The organism is Streptomyces sp. NBC_01465 (genome assembly GCF_036227325.1).
Lineage (GTDB): Bacteria > Actinomycetota > Actinomycetes > Streptomycetales > Streptomycetaceae > Streptomyces.
The window spans coordinates 9,021,661-9,045,234 of record NZ_CP109467.1; the positions used below are offsets into that span (position 1 = coordinate 9,021,661).

19 protein-coding genes and 2 pseudogenes are annotated in these 23,574 nt (G+C 68.4%); 11 read left to right on the forward strand and 10 right to left on the reverse strand.

Translation table 11 applies throughout. The features are described 5' to 3' along the window. Positions 1-429: 429 nt before the first annotated feature. From OG707_RS41870 to OG707_RS41880, 3 genes and pseudogenes are all read right to left on the reverse strand, one after another. On the reverse strand, positions 430-810 hold the full coding sequence (locus tag OG707_RS41870; protein ID WP_329128251.1) for a hypothetical protein: 381 nt from the start codon (positions 808-810) through the stop codon (positions 430-432). Positions 811-907: 97 nt separating this feature from the next. Further along, positions 908-1,411, reverse strand: a pseudogene (locus tag OG707_RS41875) (thiopeptide-type bacteriocin biosynthesis protein); the annotation flags it as partial. A 66-nt stretch (positions 1,412-1,477) separates the two neighbouring features. Continuing rightward, positions 1,478-2,128 carry a histidine phosphatase family protein gene (locus tag OG707_RS41880; protein WP_329127460.1) on the reverse strand — a complete coding sequence of 217 codons (651 nt, stop codon included), beginning with the start codon at positions 2,126-2,128 and terminating at the stop codon, positions 1,478-1,480. Positions 2,129-2,326: 198 nt separating this feature from the next. Here OG707_RS41880 and OG707_RS41885 point away from each other — a divergent pair, with 198 nt between their 5' ends. Together OG707_RS41885 and OG707_RS41890 are read left to right on the forward strand one after the other, a co-directional pair. Beyond that, positions 2,327-2,980 (forward strand): nucleotidyltransferase domain-containing protein, encoded by a 654-nt coding sequence (locus OG707_RS41885; protein ID WP_329127462.1) that lies wholly within the window; start codon positions 2,327-2,329, stop codon positions 2,978-2,980. A 224-nt stretch (positions 2,981-3,204) separates the two neighbouring features. Beyond that, positions 3,205-3,558: a hypothetical protein gene (locus OG707_RS41890; protein WP_329127463.1), complete on the forward strand. Its 354-nt coding sequence runs from the start codon at positions 3,205-3,207 to the stop codon at positions 3,556-3,558. Between the two features lie 194 nt (positions 3,559-3,752). Here the strand turns inward: OG707_RS41890 and OG707_RS41895 are convergent, their stop codons facing one another. Further along, positions 3,753-4,946 carry a HEAT repeat domain-containing protein gene (locus OG707_RS41895; protein ID WP_329127465.1) on the reverse strand — a complete coding sequence of 398 codons (1,194 nt, stop codon included), beginning with the start codon at positions 4,944-4,946 and terminating at the stop codon, positions 3,753-3,755. A 277-nt stretch (positions 4,947-5,223) separates the two neighbouring features. Between OG707_RS41895 and OG707_RS41900 the strand changes: the two genes are divergently transcribed. Then, positions 5,224-5,754: a hypothetical protein gene (locus tag OG707_RS41900; protein WP_329127466.1), complete on the forward strand. Its 531-nt coding sequence runs from the start codon at positions 5,224-5,226 to the stop codon at positions 5,752-5,754. A gap of 10 nt (positions 5,755-5,764) precedes the next feature. Here the strand turns inward: OG707_RS41900 and OG707_RS42550 are convergent, their stop codons facing one another. The 5 genes and pseudogenes from OG707_RS42550 to OG707_RS41915 all read right to left on the reverse strand — a co-directional run bounded on the left by OG707_RS42550 (position 5,765) and on the right by OG707_RS41915 (position 9,651). Further along, positions 5,765-6,094 (reverse strand): transposase, encoded by a 330-nt coding sequence (locus OG707_RS42550; RefSeq protein WP_443071519.1) that lies wholly within the window; start codon positions 6,092-6,094, stop codon positions 5,765-5,767. After that, positions 6,030-7,400: an ISL3 family transposase gene (locus tag OG707_RS41905; protein WP_329127467.1), complete on the reverse strand. Its 1,371-nt coding sequence runs from the start codon at positions 7,398-7,400 to the stop codon at positions 6,030-6,032. Before OG707_RS41905 ends, OG707_RS42550 begins: the two co-directional genes overlap by 65 nt. Positions 7,401-7,827: 427 nt before the next feature. Then, a pseudogene (locus tag OG707_RS42555) lies at positions 7,828-8,319 on the reverse strand (DUF6461 domain-containing protein); the annotation flags it as partial. Between the two features lie 18 nt (positions 8,320-8,337). Next, positions 8,338-8,553, reverse strand: coding sequence for a hypothetical protein (locus tag OG707_RS41910; protein ID WP_329127469.1), 216 nt, complete (start codon positions 8,551-8,553; stop codon positions 8,338-8,340). A 69-nt stretch (positions 8,554-8,622) separates the two neighbouring features. Further along, the gene (locus OG707_RS41915) at positions 8,623-9,651 is read right to left on the reverse strand and encodes a NucA/NucB deoxyribonuclease domain-containing protein (protein ID WP_329127470.1); all 1,029 of its coding nucleotides are present in this window, start codon (positions 9,649-9,651) and stop codon (positions 8,623-8,625) included. A gap of 163 nt (positions 9,652-9,814) precedes the next feature. Here OG707_RS41915 and OG707_RS41920 point away from each other — a divergent pair, with 163 nt between their 5' ends. From OG707_RS41920 to OG707_RS41940, 5 genes are all read left to right on the forward strand, one after another. Next, complete coding sequence (locus tag OG707_RS41920) at positions 9,815-10,798, forward strand: hypothetical protein (protein ID WP_329127471.1); 984 nt, start codon at positions 9,815-9,817, stop codon at positions 10,796-10,798. 201 nt (positions 10,799-10,999) lie between these two features. Further along, on the forward strand, positions 11,000-11,434 hold the full coding sequence (locus OG707_RS41925; protein ID WP_329127473.1) for an SseB family protein: 435 nt from the start codon (positions 11,000-11,002) through the stop codon (positions 11,432-11,434). Beyond that, a complete protein-coding gene (locus tag OG707_RS41930) occupies positions 11,431-12,045 on the forward strand; it encodes a hypothetical protein (RefSeq protein WP_329127474.1) in 615 nt (204 codons plus the stop codon). Before OG707_RS41925 ends, OG707_RS41930 begins: the two co-directional genes overlap by 4 nt. Continuing rightward, complete coding sequence (locus tag OG707_RS41935; RefSeq protein ID WP_329127475.1) at positions 12,045-16,865, forward strand: putative T7SS-secreted protein; 4,821 nt, start codon at positions 12,045-12,047, stop codon at positions 16,863-16,865. The genes OG707_RS41930 and OG707_RS41935 overlap by 1 nt, the downstream gene beginning before the upstream one ends. Before the next feature lie 277 nt (positions 16,866-17,142). Beyond that, on the forward strand, positions 17,143-17,907 hold the full coding sequence (locus OG707_RS41940; RefSeq protein ID WP_329127476.1) for a hypothetical protein: 765 nt from the start codon (positions 17,143-17,145) through the stop codon (positions 17,905-17,907). Between the two features lie 198 nt (positions 17,908-18,105). On the opposite strand, the gene OG707_RS42560 is transcribed toward OG707_RS41940, so the two are convergent. Next, positions 18,106-18,333, reverse strand: coding sequence for a hypothetical protein (locus OG707_RS42560; RefSeq protein WP_443071463.1), 228 nt, complete (start codon positions 18,331-18,333; stop codon positions 18,106-18,108). Between the two features lie 332 nt (positions 18,334-18,665). Here OG707_RS42560 and OG707_RS41950 point away from each other — a divergent pair, with 332 nt between their 5' ends. Genes OG707_RS41950 through OG707_RS41960 form a run of 3 tightly spaced genes read left to right on the forward strand, consistent with a single transcriptional unit; the run spans position 18,666 to position 23,570 of the window. Further along, positions 18,666-19,592, forward strand: coding sequence for a hypothetical protein (locus OG707_RS41950; RefSeq protein ID WP_329127477.1), 927 nt, complete (start codon positions 18,666-18,668; stop codon positions 19,590-19,592). Then, positions 19,589-22,783 carry a hypothetical protein gene (locus OG707_RS41955; protein WP_329127478.1) on the forward strand — a complete coding sequence of 1,065 codons (3,195 nt, stop codon included), beginning with the start codon at positions 19,589-19,591 and terminating at the stop codon, positions 22,781-22,783. Before OG707_RS41950 ends, OG707_RS41955 begins: the two co-directional genes overlap by 4 nt. Continuing rightward, positions 22,764-23,570: a GrpB family protein gene (locus OG707_RS41960; protein WP_329127479.1), complete on the forward strand. Its 807-nt coding sequence runs from the start codon at positions 22,764-22,766 to the stop codon at positions 23,568-23,570. The genes OG707_RS41955 and OG707_RS41960 overlap by 20 nt, the downstream gene beginning before the upstream one ends. The last annotated feature ends 4 nt before the right edge of the window (positions 23,571-23,574 follow it).

Sequence of the window (23,574 nt, forward strand, 5' to 3'; positions counted from 1 at the left end):
GCGACGAGAGCGACGGCCAGGAACGCGGCGCGATGTCGTCGCGTCCGTGTGGGGCAGGGATGGGGTCGCTCGAACACAAGGTGAACTCCAGTCACATCTCGTTGACGCTTCATGTGGCCTCCTTGATCGGCGAACCGGACAGGTGCTCGGATAACTGGGCCCATCCGTGCCTCGTAACGGTGTCGTGAGTGCGATCTGCCGCTCGAAAGTTCGATTGCATGTGTGCGGGCGGGCCGAGGTGGGGTTGGCGGCCGTGATCTCGTTTTCGATTCACTCGCGCGAGGTGAAGCACCCGATCGAGGACTGGCGTGTCGCGCGGCGGAGCCTTGCGGGTTCCCGTCGGGCGGCCGGCGAGCTGAAGTCGTGAGTCGGGCCACGTGGTGAGGTGCCCAACTCCGGGGATGCCGGGCGTTCCACGCGAGATAGAGATCATTTTTCCCCAATTGGGCAAGCGTGTTCTGGGAAGCCGACGCTGCGGCGGATGACCCCGTGACTCGTGATCAAGGCGGCTGCGAGTAGCTCGCTGAGGTACTCGGGGAGCGTCCCGGATTCCAGCCCGCAGGCGTGCAGCAGCGCGCGGCAGGCATTCTGCTCCTGTCCGGTGGCGAGGACACTGAACAGTGGGTACGTAAAGGCCTCTCGGGCGACGTAACCATCGGTTGTTCTGACTGCCCTGCGGTACAAGTTGGCCACCACCAGGCGTGCGGCCGGGTCCTCGGGTGAGCCGGCCACGTCCAGCAGCGTGAGTCCGAGCCTCGTGTCGAAGACGGCCATGCCCGGGGCATCTGGCCGGTTGAGGAAGGCGGTCACCAGCTTGTCCAGGGAGCGTCGCCAGGGCCACCCGGAGCTCGGCCGCGTCGAGGGCCGCAGGGCCGCCGAACCGCGCAGTCTCCGGATGGTAGGTCTCCACGCTGGTGTGGGTGATCAGATCGCGGCGGCGGAGCTGTTCGCTCCACGTGCCGATGCGCTCGAAGACCGCGCCAAGGGTGTCGGGCTCGCAGACAAGGCGAAGGCGGAGGTGTTCGTCGGGGTCGGGATAGCGGATGAACCAGCAGAGTGGATCGCCCAGTTCCCTGAGCAGCGCCGGCAGATGCCGGGTCAAGATGGGATTTTGCCGGTCGCGACGCCCGTGGAGATGGAGATAGAGGCGGTTCCCACCGCCGGGCAGGTGCCCGTGCTCGCGGCTGACGACGGGGGCTGTCGTTGTTCGCACCGGGGCCCGGTTCTGGACTGCGGCCAGGGGGATCACCGCTTCGTGGGCCCGGCCGCCGGTCCAGCCCAGGTCCTGGGCGCGGGGAGCGGGGTGCAGGATCACCGTGCCGTCGCGGTCTAACCGAGCCCGCAGCAAGGCCCGGTGGGAGCTCTCCGCCAGATCCAGAGCAAGGCCCTGGTCCGCTTCGGCCAGGTACACCCGCTCGGGAAGGCGGACCTTGCGGCACCACCGGGCGAGGTCAGCACGTGCCGCCAAGGGATCGCTTCATACCGGTTGACCCAGCGGTCCGCTGTCCTGCGGCTCGTTTCTGGATGGTCCGACCGGCAGTCCGGCCCAGGACACGACCTGCCAGGCGCCTTCAGCGCTGCGGTCGACGATCACGACACCGGTGTTGTCCAACTCGCGTTTCTTTGCGTCGTGGACGGAGAAGTTGTCGGTGCGGGCGGCCAGCCAGACGCGGATCGCCACGCCGTGACTGACCATCACGACCGTCTCCAGGCCGCTTAGGACGGCCTCGTCGATGACGTTGTCGAACCGTTCCAGCACCTCCAGGCCGCTCTCGCCTCCGGGTACGCGGGGTGTCGGATCGGTGGGCCAGTTGAAGACGAGCCTCAGGAACGCGGTGTGCGAGGCGTGGTCGCTGGCGCCTTCCCAGTGCCCGGCAGAGACCTCCCGGATTCCGTCGCGGATCAGCACCGGCAGTCCGCGGTCCGCGGCGAGCGGGGCCGCAGTCAGTTCGGTGCGCTGGTGGGTGGATGCGTAGAGGGCGTCGATCTTCTCGTTGGCCAGGGTGCCGACCAAGGCGGCGGCCTGTTGGCGGCCAAGGCGGGTCAGCTCGGGACCGGGGATGGTGGTGTGCATGGTGTACGCGACATTGGCGGGGGTCTGGCCGTGGCGGATCAGAATCAGGCGCATGGCGCCATACTCGCCGCGCGCCCTCGATTCGGGCAGGGGGCCTCGGCTACGGGTCGTCGGTGCTCCGCGAGCCGATCAAGAGATTCAACTCCGCCCGAGCGGGGGCGAACCGGCCAGAGGCATGGCTCGCCCGTGGGGAAAGCCGCCGCAGCGGAGAAAGACCGGACCCGGGTCGGATGGCGGCAGTACGTTGGGCCGATGACTGGATCCCTGCCACCCGGTGGCGTTGTGCTCGGTGCGGAGGAACTGGAGGCCCGTTGGGCAGATGCCTGGCGGCCGGAACAAGTCGCCGAGCGGCTGGACGGGGTCGGTGCCCCCTGGTGCGTTGCGGCGGGGTGGGCACTGGATCTGTTTCGCGGGGAACAGACGCGACCGCACGGCGATCTGGAGATCGCGGTACCCGCGGCGGGGTTCGCGGAGATCCGGGACCGCTTCCCGGAGTTCGCGTTCGATGCGGTGGGTTCGGGCCGGGTGTGGGAAGGAGCGGGAGGCGACGTGCTGGCGGCCACGCATCAGACCTGGGTGCGGGATCCGGGCAGTGGGCAGTTCCTGTTCGACGTCTTCCGCGAGCCGCACAAGGACGGGATGTGGATCTGTCGGCGGGACGAAGCGCTGCGGCTGCCGTACGACGCGGTCATCGAGCGCACCGCGGACGGGATCCCGTACTTGGTACCGGATTTGGTGCTGCTGTTCAAGGCGAAGGCGGCACGGCCCAAGGACCTCGTGGACTTCGACGGGGTGCTGCCGCTGCTTGGCCGGACACGAAGGGATGCCCTGGGTGGTTGGTTGCAGCGTGTGCACCCGGGGCATCCGTGGCTGGCGAAGCTGGCGGGCGGAGGCCCCCCGGTGTAGACGCGGCGTACGGCGCGATCGCGTCCCACCGGTGATTTCAGACCCGTCGAGCACCAGCCGCGCGCGGGAACGTGCCGCGAAGCAACCTCAGTCCAGAGACTCTTGCTCTCAAGGATGGTCGTTTGCTGACAGGTCTGCAGACGCGAGTACGGATGGCCGTCTCCCACGGAGGACAGTCAGCTGCGATGCTCGGCACACGGCCCCACCTTCCCTTGGAGAGCAACATGGATTGGAGCGCCAACGGCGAGCCCGTTGTGTCGCAGGATGATCCACAGGTCCATGTCGGCCTGGATCTTCAGCAGGGCACGCTCATCCTCACCCAGGACGGGACAGACTTCGTCGCCTACCACGCCCTCGTGGAGTTTGCCTCGCCGGGGGAGAGCCCCTGGGTGGCGCAGAAGGTCAGCTTCTCGGCCAAGGGGCCAGACGGCATATCTGTGGGACTGTCAGTAGATCTCCTCAACGACACGTGGGACGGCCCACGCGACGGCGTCCCCGCTGCCATTTGGAAGGTGGTGGCCCTCGCTGCGACGTCCGCCGGCGACGTCGGCATCACCTTCACGTCACCTACTCCCTGACCCACCGTCCCTCGACACATGCCGCCCGCCGCAGCAGCTCGCGACCGATGGGGATCTCCACGAGAAGCCCCCAGGACCGCCAGTTAAAGTTCGTCGGGGGCAGGCGGGGACGGGTGGCACTGCTTGCAGTCGGCGCCTCGGATCTCGTTCGGGGCGGGGAGCGTCATGGGTGCAGGGTTCGGTGGCGGGCAACGTCACAGCAACGCCGCGATGCCCTCCCGGTTCTCGGGCAGCCCGGCCGTGCGGAACCACAACCAGTTGCCAGCGATGCTGCCCGTCGTCTCGTCGGTGTCCACGAAGGCCCGCAACAGGGCGCGTTGGGCGGCGGTGAGCGGGTGGGTCGGGTCGTAGCCACCGGGGAAGGCTCTGAGCAGGATCGGTCCGCGTTCGTGGTCGGTGACCGACGTGCCGCCGGCGGCCACAATGGCGACCGCCACTGGTGCCACCTCCTCGAAGGTTTCGGCTAGGGCGAGCGCGGAGCGCAGCACGGTGAACCGGAACCAACCGTCGAGTCCTGGCAGAGGCTCAGGGAACCAGCCGTCCGTCGTTCTCGGGTCCCGCAGGGCGTCAAGGAGGACGCCGAGAGCGCGTGGCCGATCAACATGGGCGGGACCGAGCGCGGCGCAGACCCGCACGGCCGGGTCCGGGTCGTCGAGCAGGTCAGAGGTGTCGATCCGCCACACGCCGAGGGCCCGCGCCACACTCGCTCGCTCCCCTCGCCCCGCCGCGGGGCCCAGCCGTGCCCGCAGCAGCGTGACGGCCCACGGCACCCGGTCGGCGAGCTCTGGAGCGAGGAGGAGTGGCAATGCGGCGCCGAGCGCGGCCTCGCGGACGTGGGCATCCGGAGAGGAGAGGAACGGCTCGACGGCGTCGTACAGCGTGGGGCGTGTCTCCCGGCACGCGTACAGGGCGGCGAGTTCGTCCGGAGCGTACTCGCGTCGCGTCTCGTCGTGCCAGGGTTCCCACTGCCAGTTGGTTCGGTCGCGCACCGGATCCTCCCCGTAGGCGGCTGACTCGGCAACTTGCCCCAGCCAGACGAGCAGGGCGGCCCGCAGGCTGCGTGGCGGCCCGTCGTCACACGGGAAGTGCCCCTCGTGCTCGGTGAGGCTCACGGGGTGGTCGAGGATCGCGGCGACGAACAGCGCCGCGGGCGCGGTGACGGAGTACAGCGAGCCCTGGTGCAGCACGCCCATGTCCAACGCGGCCAACGCCTCGGACCGAACCTCGGGATCTTCGTCCACGAGGGAGCACAGAGAGAGTGGTATGTCCTCGCCGGAGCCGTAGGCGTGCTGGAGAGACTCCCAGTCCGTCCCCAACAGCAGTTCTCGGGCCGCTGTCGGCAACCCGCTCAGGATCCGCGTCAGGCGGGCACTCTCGCTCTCTGTCATGCACGTACCCTGTCAGCACCCACCGACAACGCCCTCTTCTCAGAAGAGAGACGAACGGGGGACACCATGGCCGGCCGACGAAGCGACAGCCTTCGGTGGCCACCTCCAACGGTTCGTCACCGATGGGCCATTCGCCAGGCCGGGTGCAGGGCTGGTCGTTTTCAGGGCTGTGGCGGATATTTCGTGAAGCACGTGATGGCAGTGGGGCCGGCAGCTGGGTCATGCTTGATCCCTAGCGCCGGGGCTCGGGGTCCGGCATGGCTTTTGGGGGTCCGCGGTGGTGGTCAGTGAGCTGGTGCGCGCAGAGCTTCGACGGGTCGATTGGGCTTCGTTGAAGTGCGGCTGCGGCGATTCTGCGGAGCATGTGCCTCTTCTGATCGAGGCGATCATCACTGCCGAGACGCCCCGGGACATGATCGGATACACCCTCGATGATCACGTCGAGGGAGACACAATCATCTTCGAGTGCACTCCGCCCGCGGTTGGCGTGATCATGGCCGCGCTGGCGGGCGATCTCTCGACACTGGCCCGAGACGTGCTGCTGCAGACGTTGTTGTTCGTGGCCGCGGGCTCCAGCGACTATGAGCTGGATGCAGAAGGCGCGGGTCTGGGCGACAGATGCAGGCACCACGCTCAGGAGGGGTTCTGGGGGCTCGTCCAGATCGGGCTCACGGGTACCGCGGAAGACGCCGAAACGGTCGCCGACATCTGCGAGTACTTCAAGCTGGGCGGCGACAAAGCCGCCTTCTACCAGGCCGAGCTTCGCGACCGAATGCGCGCGAAGACCAAACGCGGGCGACACGTCTGAAGCTGTGAGGTCACGGTGGCTGTGCGAGGACGAGGGTTCGCAAGAGTGAGAAGGACGCTCGGCCGTATGACCGGCGTTTGATCAGTTTGATGCGTGTGACCTGGCCCTCGACGGCGCCTGAGCTCCAGGGCAGGGTGAGGCCGTTGACGACGGCGTCCCAGTCGTTCTGGAGGAAGGAGGCGAAGCCCTGGACCGGTGATGGCCCGTGGTCAAGGGCTCGTGTCATCCAGTGCGTGAGGTCGTGACCTCGGCGTTCGCGAGCGATGGCACTGAACTCATGGGCGAGGTCGCGGGCGGTGGCCAGGTCGGGGCAGGCGATCCAGGATGCGGTCGAGCTGATCGCGCTGGCTGTCGGTCAGGGAGTCGGGGTGGCGCATGATCCAGGTCGTGATCCGGCGGGGACTGGGAATCGGCCGCGGTGGTTCGGGGGCGGCGGTGCCGGCACGGAGGGTCGCGATGTACTTGGTGACCACGACGCGACTGCCGCGGTAGCCGCGTTCGCGAATCTCACGGAACAGGGCCGCGGCGTTGGTCGCGCCACCAAGGAAGCGTTGTTGCAGGTAGGGCTTGAAGCGGTTGATGTGGCCGTTGGGGCGGCGCTCGCGTGCGGAGGCGAGGATCTGCTCGAGGTCGGTGGTCAGGTAGTGGCGTACCGTCTTGCGGTCCCGGCCCAGGCGGTCGGCGATCGCGCTGATCGTCCAGCCGCGTTCGCGCAGCTGGTGGATGTCGGTGTGCCACTGGCGGACGCGGGCCAAGAGCTGCCCGTCTGGTGGGTCGCTCGACTCCGGTGGCCCAATCAGCGCCGCCAGGGATACGGGGTTCGACGGCCCCTGGCGCTGGTCCAGAACGTCGATCTCGGCGTCTTTGCGCAGGCAGACGCGGTGCTGGTGGGCGGTTCGTTCGACGGCACGGGCGAGCGAGTGCAGCAAGTGCCACCTGTCTGCCACCTGGATCGCGTCGGGTGCCGCGCGGGCGGCGGCCTGGCTGAAGGTGCTGCACCGGTCCCGGCAGATCACCCTGATCTCGGGATGGTCGGCGAGCCAGGAGGCCACGGTGTCCGCGGTGCGGTCGGGCAGCAGGTCGATCGGCCGCCGGGTTTCGACGTCGATCAGCACGGTCCCGTAGGTGGCGCCCTTGCGGAACGCGAACTCGTCGATGCCCAGGACCGTGACCTGGCCGGACGGCGGGTCCGGCAGTCGCCGGAGTTCCCCAAGGATCACGTCCCGGCTCGTCCGCACCGGCAGGTAGGCGGCGAGCCGGGCACCGGCCCGGCCACCGACGGCCAGTCCGATCGCCTGCACCATCCGGGCGAGGGATGTGGTCCGGCGCCGGTACCGCATGGTCAGGCCCGGGACCTGCTCCGCCATGGTCCGGCGGGAGCACAGGCCGTTGTCACAGAAGAATCGGCGGATCCGCAGCCGTAGCAGCACCCGCCGCCCGCCCAGCGGGCGGTCGGCCAGGCGTCGCGTGTACGTGCTGTGCACGCGCGAAGCGGTCACGCCGCACGAGGGGCACGTCACCGTCGGCTGCCGAGCATGCAGATCGATCCACACAGCATCCCCAACGACGCATATCGCATCGATGCCCAACCCCTCGACGTCGGGCCACACCAGATCCCAGAACTGTTCGTCCCCCACGAACACCATGCTGAGGAACGGGCATCAAGGACTACACGGGATGTTTAGAACTGACCGTCACGAAATATCCGCCACAGCCGTTTTCGGATCAGGCACGAATTCCGTGAGTGAACTCGTCAACTCGCGTCGAGGCAGATCGGCGGTGGCGACCAGGTCATCACACCGCACCACGGTCCCAGACAACGCCACGTCACCAAGGCCGAACCACTCTGATCGTCCTCACGGAATTCGTGCCCGATCCCTGACGAAGCCGACCTAGCCAGAGAGGACATCGACCGCATCCAGGCCCGTGCGTTCGCCGCAGCCGGGCTCTTGGCCGACGCCACCAGAGACAACGGGGGCAGTACTCGCGTACTACCCCGCTCGTACCCGCGCAGGAGCCCGCGCTGAGAGAGCCGACGACTGGATGACCTGCCGGGACGGAGACCAGGGTTGTCTATTCTTCGATCCTGGTCCCGTACGGGCGCTGGGTGGTAGGGACGTTGGCGGCCCTCCCTACAGATGGCGGGGGAGGGGGACTGAGCAGGGCGGGACCCAGCGCACGCCCTGGCGGCCGGAAGGGTCCAGGGCGGCGAGCCGGCGGGTCTGGGGTGCGGCTGCTGTCTGCGAGACACAGGGTGAGCAGCGGGCCTTCGAGTGTGTCGGTGTCGGGTACGGCCCCGATGTAGTGAGCCACCGCTTCCAGGACGGGAACCAGGTCGGGGTATTCCTCACCGGATGCAGCGAGCCGTTCCTGCACTACATCCCACCAGGGGTGCGGAAGCTTCGGCTCAGTGTGGGAGAAGCCTGGCTCGAACTCCTCGGTGCGCTGCCCATCTCGCCAGTGGGCGAAGCAGTTCATGCCGTCCCCGCCCCGCAGCAGAGACAACACTTCGGTGCCTTGCGAGAGCGCGCTGAGGGGTCCTGGGCGAGAGCCGTCTCCGCCTACGTCCTCAAAGCAGAAGGTTCATTCTCCGAGCTCGCCGACGCGCAGCACCGTGCCATTGTCCCGCAGGGCCATGTCGTAGAGGTCGCTTGCTTCGGTGTGGGCGAGCGTTCGCGCGCGGTCGGGTTCTGCCCCATAGCGGCGCAGCACTTCGGGCGGCGCAAGGCTCTTGGTGAACGTCACACACCAAAGGGGGTAGCGCGGGCTGGTAACCCAGTCCCAGTGATCGCCGATCACGGCGACTCCTCTTCTGGGCCCGGCGTGCCCCCTGCCGCGACTGGGGGCACCCCGGGCTCCAGGGTTCAGTTAGTTGACGGCGTAGACGTTGTACTTCTCGGTGTCGAGGACGCGGTCCCTCTGCACGTATCGGCCAAGGGCCAGGCCGGTGTTGCTGTTGTCGACGTGCCCGCGGGCGCAGGGCTCATTGCCGGTGACCGGCTTGTCCGCCCGCGCCTCGTAGATCATCCACTGCCCGTTCTCGAACAGCGGGACGATATCAGCGCACAGTGCGCCGTTCGTGCCTCCCTCGAAGGACCGTGCGAACGGGAACTCGTCGCACGAGTCGTTCGGGACCACGTCGTCCATGTAGACGAAGGGGTCGGAGCTGTTGCTCCCGCAGGTGTACTCGCGCCGCGAGGTAGCCGCGGCTTCACTCGGTTCACGGGTCAGGGGTGCACCGTCGCGCAGTGCGTTCTGGGCCCACCCGTAGGTGGCTGCAGCGCCGCCGAGCTCGGTGAGCGAGAACTCGAAGTTGGCGCGGACGTCCGGGACAACGCAGCCGGGGTTGGCGCCGACCTCATTGTCGCAGCGGATGGGCCAGGGGTTGTCCCAGTTTATATTGGGCTGGGTGGGAATGGCACCCGTGGCGACCACATACATGTGGTGCTTGGAGGTGACGTTGGTCCGGGTTCCGGAAGCAACGGGGGTGCTGTAGGTGACCGTTCCGGTCGCCGTACCACCCAAGCCAAGACTCTTCGTCCCGTCCCACGGGCGGGCGTCGGTCATGCCGCAACCCCCGGTACAGGCCACGTCGTACGAGATGTTGAGGGTCTTCACGTCACCGGTGACGCTGACGACCTTGACCGTAGTGGTCTCGTCCCAAGAGGTCTTCGAGGCACTGAGCGTCATGCTGCTTTCGACGTTCATCAGGCCGGTGCCGAGCACGGCGCCCTTGTCGCTGAGCAGCGTATAGGTGACCTCCATGCCGTTCAGGCAGATGTCTAATCGGGTGGCGGTGAAGGTGCCGGGCTGAGTGCTGTCGCAGGAATCGTTGGCGGCAATAGCCTTGGCGGCGACTGGTAGTGCCTTGAGGTCGGTCAGGGGCTTGGTCTCCACGCAGGCTTTGGTCGCGCCGCCGAGTGCGGCTCTTGCGGCCGGCGCGATGGCGTCGCACGTACGGTTCGTAACGACGCGCTTGTCATGCATCACTGCCGACTTCGCCGCAGTGGATTGCCGGGCATCCCGGATCCGAGCCCGCGCGGGGAGCGTCGCCGCCGGCATGACGACGATGACGAGACAGCGGATCGCGGAGGCACTGGGTTGGCCGGGAGTCATCTGCGTGGAGTTGACCGCCCCGGACGAACCGATGGCACGGGCCGCAGCGCAGGCGTTCGCGGACGTGCGGCCGTCACTATCGGTCCTCGGTATAGCCGTATGCCGTCTCGGCGGTGGTGTACGAGCCGATCACCGAGTAGGGGGCGGCCGCGCCGCGCGCCAGTACACGGCATCACACCGGTTCAATTCTTTATCGGTTTCCGTGTGGGGCTCACGCTTGCTGCGGCATCGTCATACCCAGCACAAGGCGCTCCTCGCCCGTGGCGTCGAGGAGCCATCAACGGTGGAGGGCGCGGCTATGGGCGAGGGTGAGCGGGAGACGCTGACGGCAGAGGAGTTCGGGTCCTCGCACGAAGGAGCCGTCGGTGTGCTCCTGGCCGACGGGAGTGTCCCGCCGCCGGTTTCTCTCATGTTGAACTCCAGCGGGAGCGGGCGGAGCGTGTCGCAGTGGAGCGTCTATGACGGCCGTCGCTTTCACGGTCCGCGAGCCGCCTCCCTGCGGGCCGTATGCGCTTGCGGCTGGAGCGGGAGCGAGCGCCGGCTGGACTGGGAGCAGATCGGCGAGCAGGACTTGTCCGAGGCGGCCGGAGGCACGGCGGATGACTGCGCGCAGGACTGGGACGCTCACATCGTCGAAGTAGAACAGGCAGCGATCCCGTTGCCGGAAACAGTCACCTCGCTCCTCACCCAGCTGCAGGAGGAGATTGAGAAATTGGCGAAGACTTCGCCTCTGGCGGCGGTGCGGGCGGCGCGCCGCTTGGAGGTGACTGCCGTGGAGGTCGCGTACTGGCCGGCCTATGACTCCAGGGGAGACACGAGCCCTGAACAAGTCGCGGCGGCCCTGGGGTTGAACGAGGCCGCGGCCATTGAGCTGATGGCTCGCTTCGGCCGGTGGAGCCAGTACCAGCAGACGTTCCGCACTTGGTAGCAGTGGGACATAGAGCCCCTGTATGGACAAGGCACGACCGAGACACCGCAGGTTCCGTGCTCCTGCACGAATCACCAGGCTGGTGCGGAGCGTGCAGGAAATCTGATCCGGTTGCTCATGCTCATGTGCCGCTGTGACCTCGCTGTCAATCGTCTGTGACGCGTTGCTTGCGGGAAGTTACGCATGGCAGGATCGTCCGTCATGGATGGCATACGGGGGCCTGAACATCGGCTGGATGCAGCCGAAGCGGTTTCGCAGGAGCAAGTTGAAACCGTGCGCCGGGAGTTCATGGCGCTGCTGGGAGAGTTCCGGCGAACCGCGGTGCTGGTGCCGCTGGATGACCAGGACGGGTTGTGGTCTGCGGAGTTCGGCGGGTTGCGGTGGATCTGTGCGTTCTCGCACGAAGAGGCGCTGGGACGGTTCGCGCAGGCGCGCGGCGAGACGGAGCGGGAGTGGCCGTACCTGAAGGTGCTGGGTGCGCGGTTGCTCGATGAGGCGGTCGGCGCGGTGGGTGTTCCGTGCGGGGTGGCCCTGGATCCGGGGTCCGAGGACGGTGCGCTGTTCCCGCCGGTGGTGGGCATCGTGCCCGATGCTGCAGCCGTGGACCTGGATGTTGATCTCGGGGGAGCGGCATGAGCGGGGACGGGTATGCGGTCGACCCGGCGGCCCTGCAGCAGATCACCAACGGGATCAACGCCGCGATGTCGGAGCTCAAGGAGCTGGGGCTCGATATCGAGGCGAATCTCGGGCGCGGCTTCGACGACCTGGAGCTGACCGGCCTGGAGTCGGGCCATGCGGGCCTGACGGAGACGTTCGCGGACTTCTGCGACCGGTGGGGCTGGGGCGTGCACTCCCTGATGCGGGACGCGAACGAGCTGGCGGCGGGGCTCGGGTTGTCGGCGGGGATGTATCACGAGCAGGAGCAGTACGTCTCGACGACCTTGAAGGTTGCCTACCAGGGAGCGGAAGGCAATCCGTACCTTTCCGAGGAAGAGGTGGCCAAGCAGGGCTGGAGCGACACGCTGAAGGCCCCGGTGGCCAATGCGCTGAACCCGGACTTCTCGGCAGAGTCCGCTGAGAAGGCGCAGCAGCAGTCGAACGAGGCGTGGGATCAGGCGGCGGACAACGCGAAGTCCTCGCCGTTGCTGGGCGCGGCGGAGGCTGCGGCTGGCCAGGACACGGACATCGACTGGCAGTGGGACGGCACTCCCCACCCCGATACCAAGACCTTTGAGGCGCGGGACTGATGGGTTTCGGGGATCTCGTCAACAAGGTCGGCGACGGCATCGAAGGCGCCGTCGACGGGGCGAAGAAGGCGGTCGGCGAGGCAGCCGAGTGGACCAGTGACAAGGCCGCGGACGGCCTGGACCACATCGGCCTGGACGGCGCGGCCGAGAAGGTTCGCGACGCCGGTGAGTCGGTCGCCAACCGGCTGGGCGCGCAGGTCGACGAGCGCAACCTCGGCGAGAGCGATGAGCCGAAGGAACTCCTCCACGGAAGCCCGGGCAAGATCGAGGCGACCGCGAAGCATCTGCGGGACTTCTTCGCCGCGTTCGAAAACGTCGGCCAGGGGATGCGCGGCCTGGACTCGGGCAGTTGGCAGGGCAAGGCCGGCGACGCCTTCCGCGCGAAGTTCGACGTCCAGCCCAAGGCGTGGATCACCGCCGCGGACGCCTGCGAAGCGGCGGCCAAGGCCCTGGAGGCGTACGCGGACACGGTCCGCTGGGCTCAGGGCCAGGCCCAGGAGGCCATCGAGAAGTGGAAGGCCGCCGAGCAGTCCTCGAAGACGGCCGTGAGCCAGTACAACTCCCGCATCGACGCCTACAACACGCAGGCCGCCGAGTACAACCAGGCCCTTGAGCAAGGTGGTTCGCCGGACGGTGCCCCGGTGAAACCCGGACCGTTCACCGACCCGGGCAAAGAGGGCCGGGCGGCTGCGGAGCATCTGCTCGTCGAGGCGCGCCGTCAGCGCAACGACGCGGGCCAGGACGCCCAGCGGCAAGTGGCCGCGGCATTGGAGCAGGCTCCGAAGAAGCCGGACTTCACCGACCGGATGAAGCTGGACGGCCAGGACTTCGTCGCCGGCAACGTGCTGAGCGGTGTCCATGTGGCGGGTGGCGTCGTCAAGGGCGTCACCGACATGGTCAAGCTGGCGCGCACCTTCAACCCGCTGGACCCCTACAACCTCACCCACCCCTTCCAGATGATGGGCCAGCAGCAGATGGTGCTGGCCGGACTGACCGGCATCGCCTCGCACCCCGAACAGCTCCCGAAATCGATCATCGGCTCCGGGTGGAGCAGCGACCCCAGCGAAGCCGGCGGGGTCCTCCTCACCAACCTGATCGGCGGCAAAGGCGCAGGCGGCGTCGCGAAGGCGGGGCTGAAGGGCGCGATGAAGGCGGGGGCCAAGGACGCGGCGGAGAACTCCGCACGCAAGTCCCTCAAGGACACGCTCGCTGAAAATGCCCGCCAGCTGGCCAAGAAGAGCGAGTGCGGCGACCCCGTCGACGCGGCCACCGGCCGGATGCTGCTACCGCACACCGATGTTGCACTGCCGGCCCTGCTGCCGCTGGTCTTCGAGCGGTACTTCGAATCGTCCTACCGGGCAGGACGCTGGTTCGGCCCCACCTGGACCTCGACCGCAGACCAGCGGCTGGAGGTCGATGCCGAGGGCGTCATCTTCCTCAGCGCCGACGGCACCCTGCTCGCCTACCCGCACCCCGCTCCTGGACTTCCGGTGCTGCCCGCGGCGGGAGCACGCTGGCCGCTGGAGATCGACGTACACGGCGAGTACACACTCACCGACCCCCAAGCAGGCCGCATCTGGCACTTCGATGCCCCCACCGGCGGCCGGGACGGCATTGCACTGCTCGCGCAGATATCCGACCGCACCGGCCAGTGGATCACCTTCTCGTACGACGCCGAGGGCGCGCCTGCGTCGATAGCCCACAGCGCCGGCTACCACCTGAAGGTCACCACCGAGGGCGGCCGGATCGCCGCTCTGCACCTGAAGGCCGCAGCGGACGACGGCAGCGACTCAGAGATCGTCCGCTTCGGCTACGACGAGGGCGGCCATCTCTGCGAAGTATCGGCGTTCTCGGGCCCGCCGGCTCGGTTCACCAACGACGCGCTGGGCCGGATCACGACGTGGACCGACACCAACCAATCGTCCTACGCCTACGTCTATGACGAACAGGACCGCTGCGTCAGCCAGGGCGGAACCCAGGGCCACATGGCGAACACCTTCACCTACAGCGAGCCGGACCCGGACACCGGTCTGCGCACCAATGCCGTGACCAACTCCCTGGGACACACCACCCTTTACCAGGTCAACGAACGCTGTCAGATCGTCACCACCACCGGACCGACCGGAGCGACGACACGCACCGTCTATGACCGCTTCGACAAGGTGCAGGCCGTCACCGACCCGCTCGGTCACACCACCCAGTTCGGCTACGACGAGGCGGGACACCTGAACCTGGTGATCCGCCCGGACGGGCACTACACCAGCGCCGCCCACAACCACCTGGGCCTGCCCACCACCATCGCCTCCGCGGACAGCACCGTTGCGCACCGCACCTACGACGCACGCGGCAGCCTCACCACCGCCACGGACCCCGCCGGCGCCACGACCCGCTACGCCTACACCAACGAGGGCCACCTGTCGGCGATCACCAATCCCCTCGGCGAGACCGTCACGGTGTCGACCGACCGGACCGGGCTACCCCGGACGATCACCGACCCACTGGGCGCGACGATCACCTACCAGCGCGACGCCTTCGGCCGCACCACCGCGATCACCAACGCGCTCGGCCAGCGCACGGCCATGGAGTGGACAGCGGACGGACATCTCGCCCGCACCACCGCCCCGGACGGCACGACGGAGACCTGGAACTACGACGGCGAGGGCAACTGCACACGCCACACCGACGCGCTGGGCCGGGCGACCACCTACGAGTACACCCACTTCGATCTCCTGGCGGCCCGGACCGACCCCGACGGCACCCGTCATGCCTTCACGCACGACACCGAACTCCAGCTCACCCACGTCACCAACCCCCAGGGCATGAACTGGAGTTACACCTACGATCCGGCAGGCCGCCTCGTCGCGGAGACAGATTTCGACACCCGCACCCGGACCTACACCCATGACGCGGCAGGCCGCCTCGCCTCGCGCACCACCCCGCTGGGCGAAACCATCAGCCTCACCTATGACCCACTCGGCAACATCACCGCCAAGAACGCGGCCGGAGCGCACACACACTTCACCTACGACGTGGAAGGCCGCCCCCTGCGCATCAGCGGCCCGGACGCCGAACTGACCTACACATACGACCCGATGGGCCGCACCGCCTCCGAAAGCACAAACGGCCGCAAGGTCGCCTACACCTACGACGTGCTGGGGCGGCCCACGTCCCGCACCACGCCGGCCGGCGCGCTCAGCCAGTGGACGTACGACGTAGTGGGCAGCCCCAACCGTCTCATCGCGTCCGGCCGGATCATGGACTTCACCCATGACGCACTCGGCCGGGAGGTGACCCGCTCTCTCGGCGGCTCGACCACGCTCTCCAGCACCTGGGATCCCCTCGGCCGCCTCATCGCCCAGCACGTGGCAGGCCCGAGCGCCGAAACAGTGCAGCGCCGCGACTACACCTATCGCGACGACAGCAACCTCACCGCCGTCGACGACCACCTCAACGGACCGCGCCGCTTCACGCTCGATGCGGCAGGCCGCGTCACCACAGTCGAAGCCCGGAGATGGACCGAGACGTACGCCTACGACGCGGCCGGCAACCAGACCCACGCCGACTGGCCCGACAAAACCCCCACCCCCGAGGCCCGGGGCGAACGCACATACACCGGCACTCGCATCACCCGCGCAGGCAACGTCCGCTACGAGTACGACGCCGCCGGCCGCACCACCTTGCGCCAGAAAACCCGCCTCTCCCGCAAACCCGAGACGTGGCGCTACATCTGGGACGCCGAGGACCGGCTGACTGCCTGCACCACCCCCGACGGCACCCTCTGGCGCTACCTCTACGACCCGCTCGGCCGCCGCATAGCCAAACAGCGCCTCGACAAGGACTCCCAGAGCGTGCTGGAGCAGACCGACTTCACGTGGGATGCCACAGCGCTCTGCGAGCAGAGCACGCGCAGCCCGGACGGGGAAACCCAGCTGGCTCTGACCTGGGACCACCTGGGGCTGTATCCCCTGATCCAACGGGAACGGCTCACCGATTTTCAGTTGCCTCAACACGAAATCGACCAGCGCTTCTTCGCGATCGTCACCGACCTGGTCGGCACCCCCACCGAACTCCTGGACGAGAACGGTGCCATCGCAGCCCGCACCCGCACCACCCTGTGGGGCACCACGGTCTGGAACCGGGACGCCACCACGCACACCCCTCTCCGCTTTCCCGGCCAGTACTTCGACCCGGAGACCGAACTTCACTACAACTACTTCCGCACCTACGATCCCGAAACGGCCCGATACCTCACCTCCGACCCTCTCGGTCTGGAGCCGGCCCCGAACCCGGCCACGTACGTCTCCAACCCCCACACGGCGAGCGATCCCCTCGGCCTGGCCCCGAAAGCCTGCAAGGTCGACAGATACGGGTGGGGCGGGAGCGTCAGGTACGGGGCCCTGGACGGCCTCGGCCGGCCCACCGGAGTCTGGGCAGCACTCCGGAAGGAAATGCTGGACAAAGGAAGCGAAGCAGGCACGATAAAACCGCCCGGCTGGAATGGTCACGGAACGGCCTTCAACGAGGCCCGGGGGCATTTGCTGGCCAATCGTCTCGGCGGACCAGGGAAGGGATCCCTGGCGTACCAGAACCTCATCACACTCACCCAGGATCCGGTCAACACGCCCGTCATGAAGGGATTTGAGGACCAGGTGTACCGGGCCGTCGACCGAGGGGAAAACGTGCAGTATTCGGTAACCCCCGTTTATGCGGGGGCGAATCCTGTCCCCATCAGAATTGATCTGGTGGCGCACGGAGACCGCGGGTTCTACCTGAATGAGCCCCTGGAGAATCCCGCTTCAGGCGTACGGACCGGCCGGTAGGCTGTCCCGGTAAACCCTCCGACGCGATGCAAGGACGAACGTGACACGCACAACTCCTTCCCGCCCAGTAGACATTGAGGCGCAGTTCCCCGAACTGGCCGCCTACCGGAGGACCGGCACGCGACTCCACCCACGCCCCGGAACACCCGAGGCGGCCGACAGCTCGGTGGGCGGCCCCCTGCTGTGGCCCGCGGACGAGCCGTGGCCGGAGTGCTCGGTACCCCACGAGCGGAATACCGGCAGGCGTATGGGAGATATCCACCGGTGGCGTCACATCATGGACGAATCCGAGCATCGCAGCCCGGAACCGGGACTGACCGATATAGAGCAGGAGACCCTGACATCACTGGAGCAAGAGCACCACGTCGAGGGCCTGCGCGATACGGACCCCACCCCGCTCCTGCCGCTCGCGCAGCTCTACACCAAAGACATTCCGGGCCTCACAGCTCCCGACGGTTGCGACCTGCTTCAGATTCTGTGGTGCCCCTTCGATGCACACGGATTCCCCAGGACTCCCGGAGTCCATCTGAAATGGCGCAAGGCATCAGAGCGCAGGGAACTCCTGACTGAACCGCCTTCCCCTGCAGTGGTCGGCGATGCAGGTTATGTACCAGAACCCTGCGTGCTGCATCCCGAAGAAGTGCAGGAGCATGAGTACCTGGGCCTCCTGGACGATGAGCTGCGGGAACGCATCGAAGAATGGGACGAGGCGAGCGAAGAGGCTGATGATGACGCCCCGCTCTACCAGTACGACCTTTCCATCCCGCCGGGTTGGAAAGTTGGCGGCTTCGCGTCATGGCATGTAACTGACCCGCACCCCATGGTCTGCGACTGCGGGACCCCCATGCAGGTACTTGTGACCATCGCCAGTTCAGAGTGGGACGGAGGTAACCGCAGCTGGGTGCCGGTCGAGGACCGCGACGCCCTCAACGTGCGCGGGGCCAGCACCCCGACCAAGGTGTTGGTGGGCCGGTCAGGCTCCCTGCGGATCTTCACGTGCCCCGCGGACCCGAGGCACGAGCACAAGGTCAACCTGCAGTAGCCGACTTCATCTCGGCTCACGACCGCTCCAGGGTCTCGTGTGTTCAGGACCTGAGGCCACGGCCCGCCATGGGGCGGTTCCCGAGCCTCCGCCCCCTGGTGGGCTTCGAGTCCGCCCACGTCCGCTGGCAACCTGTGAACGCAACCCATCCCGGCTGCCAGTTAGCCACCGGGCCTGGAACCCAAACGGTGGGGCAGGTCACTCCATGAGTGCACTGTTGTCGCGCCCAGTCGACCAGGCTCCCGGAGTAAGCGCCGTCCGCCCAGACGAGGCGGATGAGAAGTACATCTTCCGCAGCCGCGCGAGCAACGGGACGGCCAGGACCAGGCCGAGGCAGTCCACGAGCAGGTGCCGCTTCCTGCCGCCTACCTTCTTCCCGCCATCCCATCCCGACGTCGAGCGCGGGATGTTCGCTGCCGCCCGCACCGACTGCGAGTCGATGATCGCGGCTGTCGGACCGGTGAACGGCCTTCCCTCTCACGGGTCTTGTCGCGCAGCCGGTCGTGGAGCTCGGTGAGCAGGCCCGTGATCTGCCAGCGGTGGGCGAAGGCGCGCACGCGCCGGTACGGCGCGAAGACGGATGTCCGGCGCGGGACTAGCCGACGCCCCCAACCTCGGCTCTACTGGAGCGACCCGAACGCCCAGATAACGCGAGGAACCTGGCAAAAGGTCGGCGGCCCCCGCCGTGCTCTCTCCGGCGGGCCTCCCGCTCCCATTTCCGCTCCACATTGTCGATGCCACCCTGCGGGGAGGTCCCTGTGAACGACTCGGAAGAATCCGCGGCCGACCGCCAGACGACCGACGAACAGCCCAAACGCACCGAGGACGCCATGACGGTGGCCCTCGCGCCCGCCTTCATCAACGACGCCGGCAGCTTCGCCGCCGTGGCCGACGACGACCGTCAACTCGCCGCGCTCTACGCCTATGCCAACCTCGACTGCCTGGTCGATCTGGCCAAACTGGTGGCCCACGACTTCTTCGTACGCCCCCAGCTCTACACCGACATCAGCGACAGCGAAGTGCTCACCGAGCTGGCCCGCCTCGAGTCGCGGTCCGGCAGCCATGAGTACTACCTGGCCCCGGCCCAGCGCAGGGCCCTGTTCACGCCGTTGTTCGGCGACCCGGAGGCTGGCGGCGACTTCGTTCGGCTGCGCGAGCCCTTCCTCGAGGCCGCCTCCGCCTTCGCCCAGTGGAGTCAGGCCTCCGGCATTCCGATGCTGCGCGAACGGGTACGCACCACGCACCGTCCACTGCGCGAGTTTCTGCTCGGCCTACGGGGCTCGTCGGTGAACTGGAGCCGCCAGGTCATCGGAGGCCTCGCCGAACGCGTCGCCTATCCGATCCTCAGGGAGCGTGGCGTGATCGCCGTGTTCGGCCTCAACCAGCCGCCCGGCCCTGCTTGGCCGTACCGGGAGGACGCCAACGGCGACAAAGTGGTGGAGCAGATCGCCGGGCAGCTCGACACTGGTGCCGCCCAGCCGCTGACCCGGGAGAGTTTCGGGGTACGCCAACGGATTGCACTGCGCGGCGCCGAAGCCCTCGCGGCCGTCCTGCAATTCCGCGAGGAGGACGGCGACGAGCAACTGGACGCCCTGATCACCCGGGCCTACACCTGGCACGCCACGCTGAAGGCAGCCCGCCCCAAGACCGACGGGGACCGGGCCGGCAACGGCACCAGGACATGACCGACGAACGGCTCACCCAAGGGCCCCGGGTGAGCGGGCCGGGCGCGCTGCCGGTGCGGGCCGCCATCGCCGCCATCCGGCGGATGGCCTCGCAGCCGCCCCCGTCGGAGTCCTTCGGCGCATGGCTGGGCACCAGCCGCCTGCCGCACGAGGACGGCGACAAGGTCGCGGTGCGGCGGATCGTCACGCCCGCGCACCTCGTCGACCCGGACGCGCTGTCCTCGATGTCCGCCACGAACCGGGCCGCGGCGGTCGGCCTGAACGCCGCCCGCGAGGCGATCGCCGGCCTAGAGCGGACCCTCGGCGCGGGCGACGCCGGCGACCTGCACGGCACCGCCGCCGAGCGGCTGGTGCTGCGCCATGCCGCCCGGTCCGCCCTGGCCCACTCGGCCGAGGCACTGACGGACGGGGCCGCGACCGAGCAGGTGGCCGGCCGGGCGTTGGCGGACCGGCAGGAGAGCGCGGACACGCCACACGACGCCACCGAAGCGGACTTCCTCACCCGGGCGTTGACCCTCCTCGGCGGCCCCGTGCGCGCACCGCTCTTCGGCGGCCCGATCGTGCCCGGCAGCGCCTTCCACGACTTCGCCGAGTACCAGTTCGTCCGCGACCCGTGGTCGAGCATCGGCCTCGGGACCCCGGCCACGGTCACCCCGCCGACCCTCGAGCGCTTCCTCGACCGCGCGCACGAGATCATCAGCAACGCGGTGTGGGCCTATTGCGTCATGGAGCTCGACACCGGCCCGTACACGAGCATCTCCTACACCCCGTACTTCCCCGGTTTCATCGACACCCTCTACCGGCTCTTCCTGCGCTTCCTGGCGGAGGACCTGTACGAGCTGCAGGCCGCGCTGATCCTGCCGTACACCAACAGCTCGCACATCCCGATGGACGACGTGCTCTCGGCGTTCGACCACTGGGTCTGCGAGCTGTGCCGGCTGACGCCGTACAACGCGGGCAAGATCGCCGCGTCGTTCGACGACCCGGCCCGCTGGCTCAAGGCCGCCAAGGAGGTCCTGGCGCTGTTCGACAAGATGTTCCCGAACGCGGAGCCTTCGGAGTTCCTGCCCGAGGAGGACACCGGGCAGTACGGCTTCACGCCCTACCCGGGCGGGGTGAACTTCGGGCTGCGCGTGGTCTACCGGCAGGAGTGGCTGCCGCTCGGCAACCAGCCGGGCGAGATCGTCCGCACCGTACCGCTCGGCCCCAAGCAGTCGGAGAAGGTCTCGGTCAAGCTCGTCCGTACCGCCAAGGACGTCCGCAGCTCCGAGGACGTCACCTCCACCGAGACCACGACGGACTCCTCGACCGCCACCAAGGACTCCAGTGAGGTCGTCGACCAGGCCTCCTCGAGCTTCAAGTGGCATGTCGACGCGGAGGCGAGCGGCGGGTTCGGCCCGGTCACCGCCAAGCTGTCGGCCGGCGCGGGCGGGGAACAGGGCTCGTCGAGCAAGGACACCAAGGCCAATCTGACCGAGACCATGGCCAAGACGGCCAGCCGGATGAAGCGCGATACCAAGATCGTCGTCTCGACGGAGACCTCGGTGACCGACGAGACCAGCCGCGTCTCGGAGATCGTCAACCCGAACGACGAGATCGCGATCACCTACGTCTACTCGAAGCTGCAGCGCGCCTACGAGCTCACCACCCATCTGGCCGAGGTCAACTCCGTCGTCTTCGTTCCGGAACCGGTGATCCCGCCCGGGGCCGTGACGACCGGCTGGGTGCAGCGGCACGCCTCGATCATCGCGAAGGTCCTCCTCGACCCGGCCTTCGCCGGGGAGCTGGCGGCGATCGTCGCCGAACCCGACGAGATGACGCTGCCCGACGACGGCGGGGTCTTCAAGGCCGGGGCCGTGGCGGCGAACGCCGCGACCGGCACCTACAAGGAGTTCACCGGCGGCTACATGCCCGACCTGCTCGCCTCCGGGCAGGACGCCTATGCCCGCGCCCTGGAGGCGGCACGCGCCGAGTCGGCCGACAAGCAGCGCCGCAAGCACCGGCGCGGGGGCCTGCTCGCCCACATCCGGCGGCACATCCTGCACTATCTGCGCGCCGTCTGGGCCGACGAGGACTCCGACCAGCGTTGGCTGCGCTACTCGCGGCAACTCGTCCCCACCCGCTGGGTGTTCGTCCCCGACGGCGTTCCACGCGAGGGCTACCCGGTCAACGGCCGCTTCGTCGCCGACTACGCGACCGAGAGCCTGCGCCCGCTCACCGAGATCATCAACCCGGCCGGGCCGATCGGATACGCGGGCAACTACGCAGTGTTCCTGCTGCGCGGCTCCGCCCGCCTGGCCAATATGCACGAGGCGCTCTCCGCGCTGCGCGCCGGATACGCCCGCTTCGAGGTGACCGTGGCGCCGCCCGCGTCCCTGGTCTGCCTGGACTCGGTCGCGTACGAACCGCGCTATCCGTTCGCAACGTACGAGCTGAAGTCCACCGGCAGTACGTGGACGGGGCGGGTCAGCGCGGTCGGCGGCAAGGCCTGCGATCTCCCGGTCGATGTGCGGGCGGTGGGGCACGGGCTCGATCTGGACGGGCTGCGCCTCTGGCTCGACGGCACCCCGGCCAGCGGTGACACCGTGCGCATCGTGCTGCAGGTGACCGGTGAACTCACCGACCCAGAAATGCGGCTGCTCAAGCTGTCCGACCCGCTGCCGCCGCTCACCCAGCAGCCGGGGTTCTTCAGCGCTGGGCTGCTCGAGGAGATGATGCGGTACGTTCCCGCCGTCGCGGTCGCCCTCGCGGCCAAGCGGAGCTGGGCGCAGCTGGACGAGGAGCAGCGTGACGTCGTCCGGGCGAACTACCACCGATTCCTGATGACCCGGGGCGCCACCCGGCGAACCGTGCTCGACACCAACAACCTGGTCGTCGACCTCGACGTCGGCGACACCCCGGCGCTCGAGGACTTCAAACGGCTGCATCGCTACCTCGACGTGCTCAAGGAACTGGAGGAGCGGCACCGGCGCAGGCTGGAGAACCAGCGGCTGAACGAGCGGCTCGCCAAGGGCCTGCTCGGCGACCCCGACATCGAGCGGATGACCGTCGTCACCGGCGAAGGGGCGCTGGGCGAGGCCGCGTTGGCCGACCTGCTCGGCGGGGACGACGACGGCGAGCGGACTGCGCGCGCCGAGTCGAACGGTGGGCCACGGGAAGGGGGCGGCGGCCGTGGACCGGCAACCGTCTGACGAGGCACGCGAGTTGAGGGGCGGGGCCGTGGCCTGGCTCGGCGCGAGTGCGGCGGAACGCCGGGTGCGCGAGGCGGCGCCCGTGGTGCCGCCCGGGCAGGCGGTGCCGTCCACCGACGTCAGTCCCGGCCTGCGCGGCGACGAAGTGCGTGTCGTCGCTTACCAGGAGGACTGGCCCGACCGCTTCGCCGCGGAAGAGCTCGAGCTGCGGGCGATCCTGGCCGACGCCGGGCTCGAGGCAGACATCGCCCATGTCGGCAGCACCTCCGTGCCCGGCCTGGTAGCCAAGCCCATCATCGACATCGCGCTCGGCGTGCCGGACCCCTCGGCCGTGGGCCCGCTGCTCGCCGCGCTGCTCGCGGCCGGGCGGGTCTACATCAAGGCCGGCAACCAGCCGGGCATGCTCCTGGTCGGCAGGGGCGACCCGCGGACCGTGCTCTACCACCTCGTCACGCACTCCACGCCCGCCTGGGACCGGCTGCTCCTGGTGCGCCAACAGCTGCGCCGGCACCGGGGGTTGGCCGAGGAGTACGGGCAGCAGAAGCTCGCTGCGGCCGCCCAGCACCCCACCTCCCGCCTCGCCTACGCCGCCGCCAAGGGCGAGATCGTCCGCGCCATCCTCAACCGGGGCCACCTCGAACGCAGACGGGCCGCCGCCGCGCACGCCGTGGACCGGCAGCGCACCGCGCTCGAGCAGCAGCTGGGGCTGCTCGAAACGGGCTATCGCGGAGCGACGGACGAGCCCGCCGCGCAGCCGGTGCCCGTGGTGGACTACCCCACCTGGTAGCCGC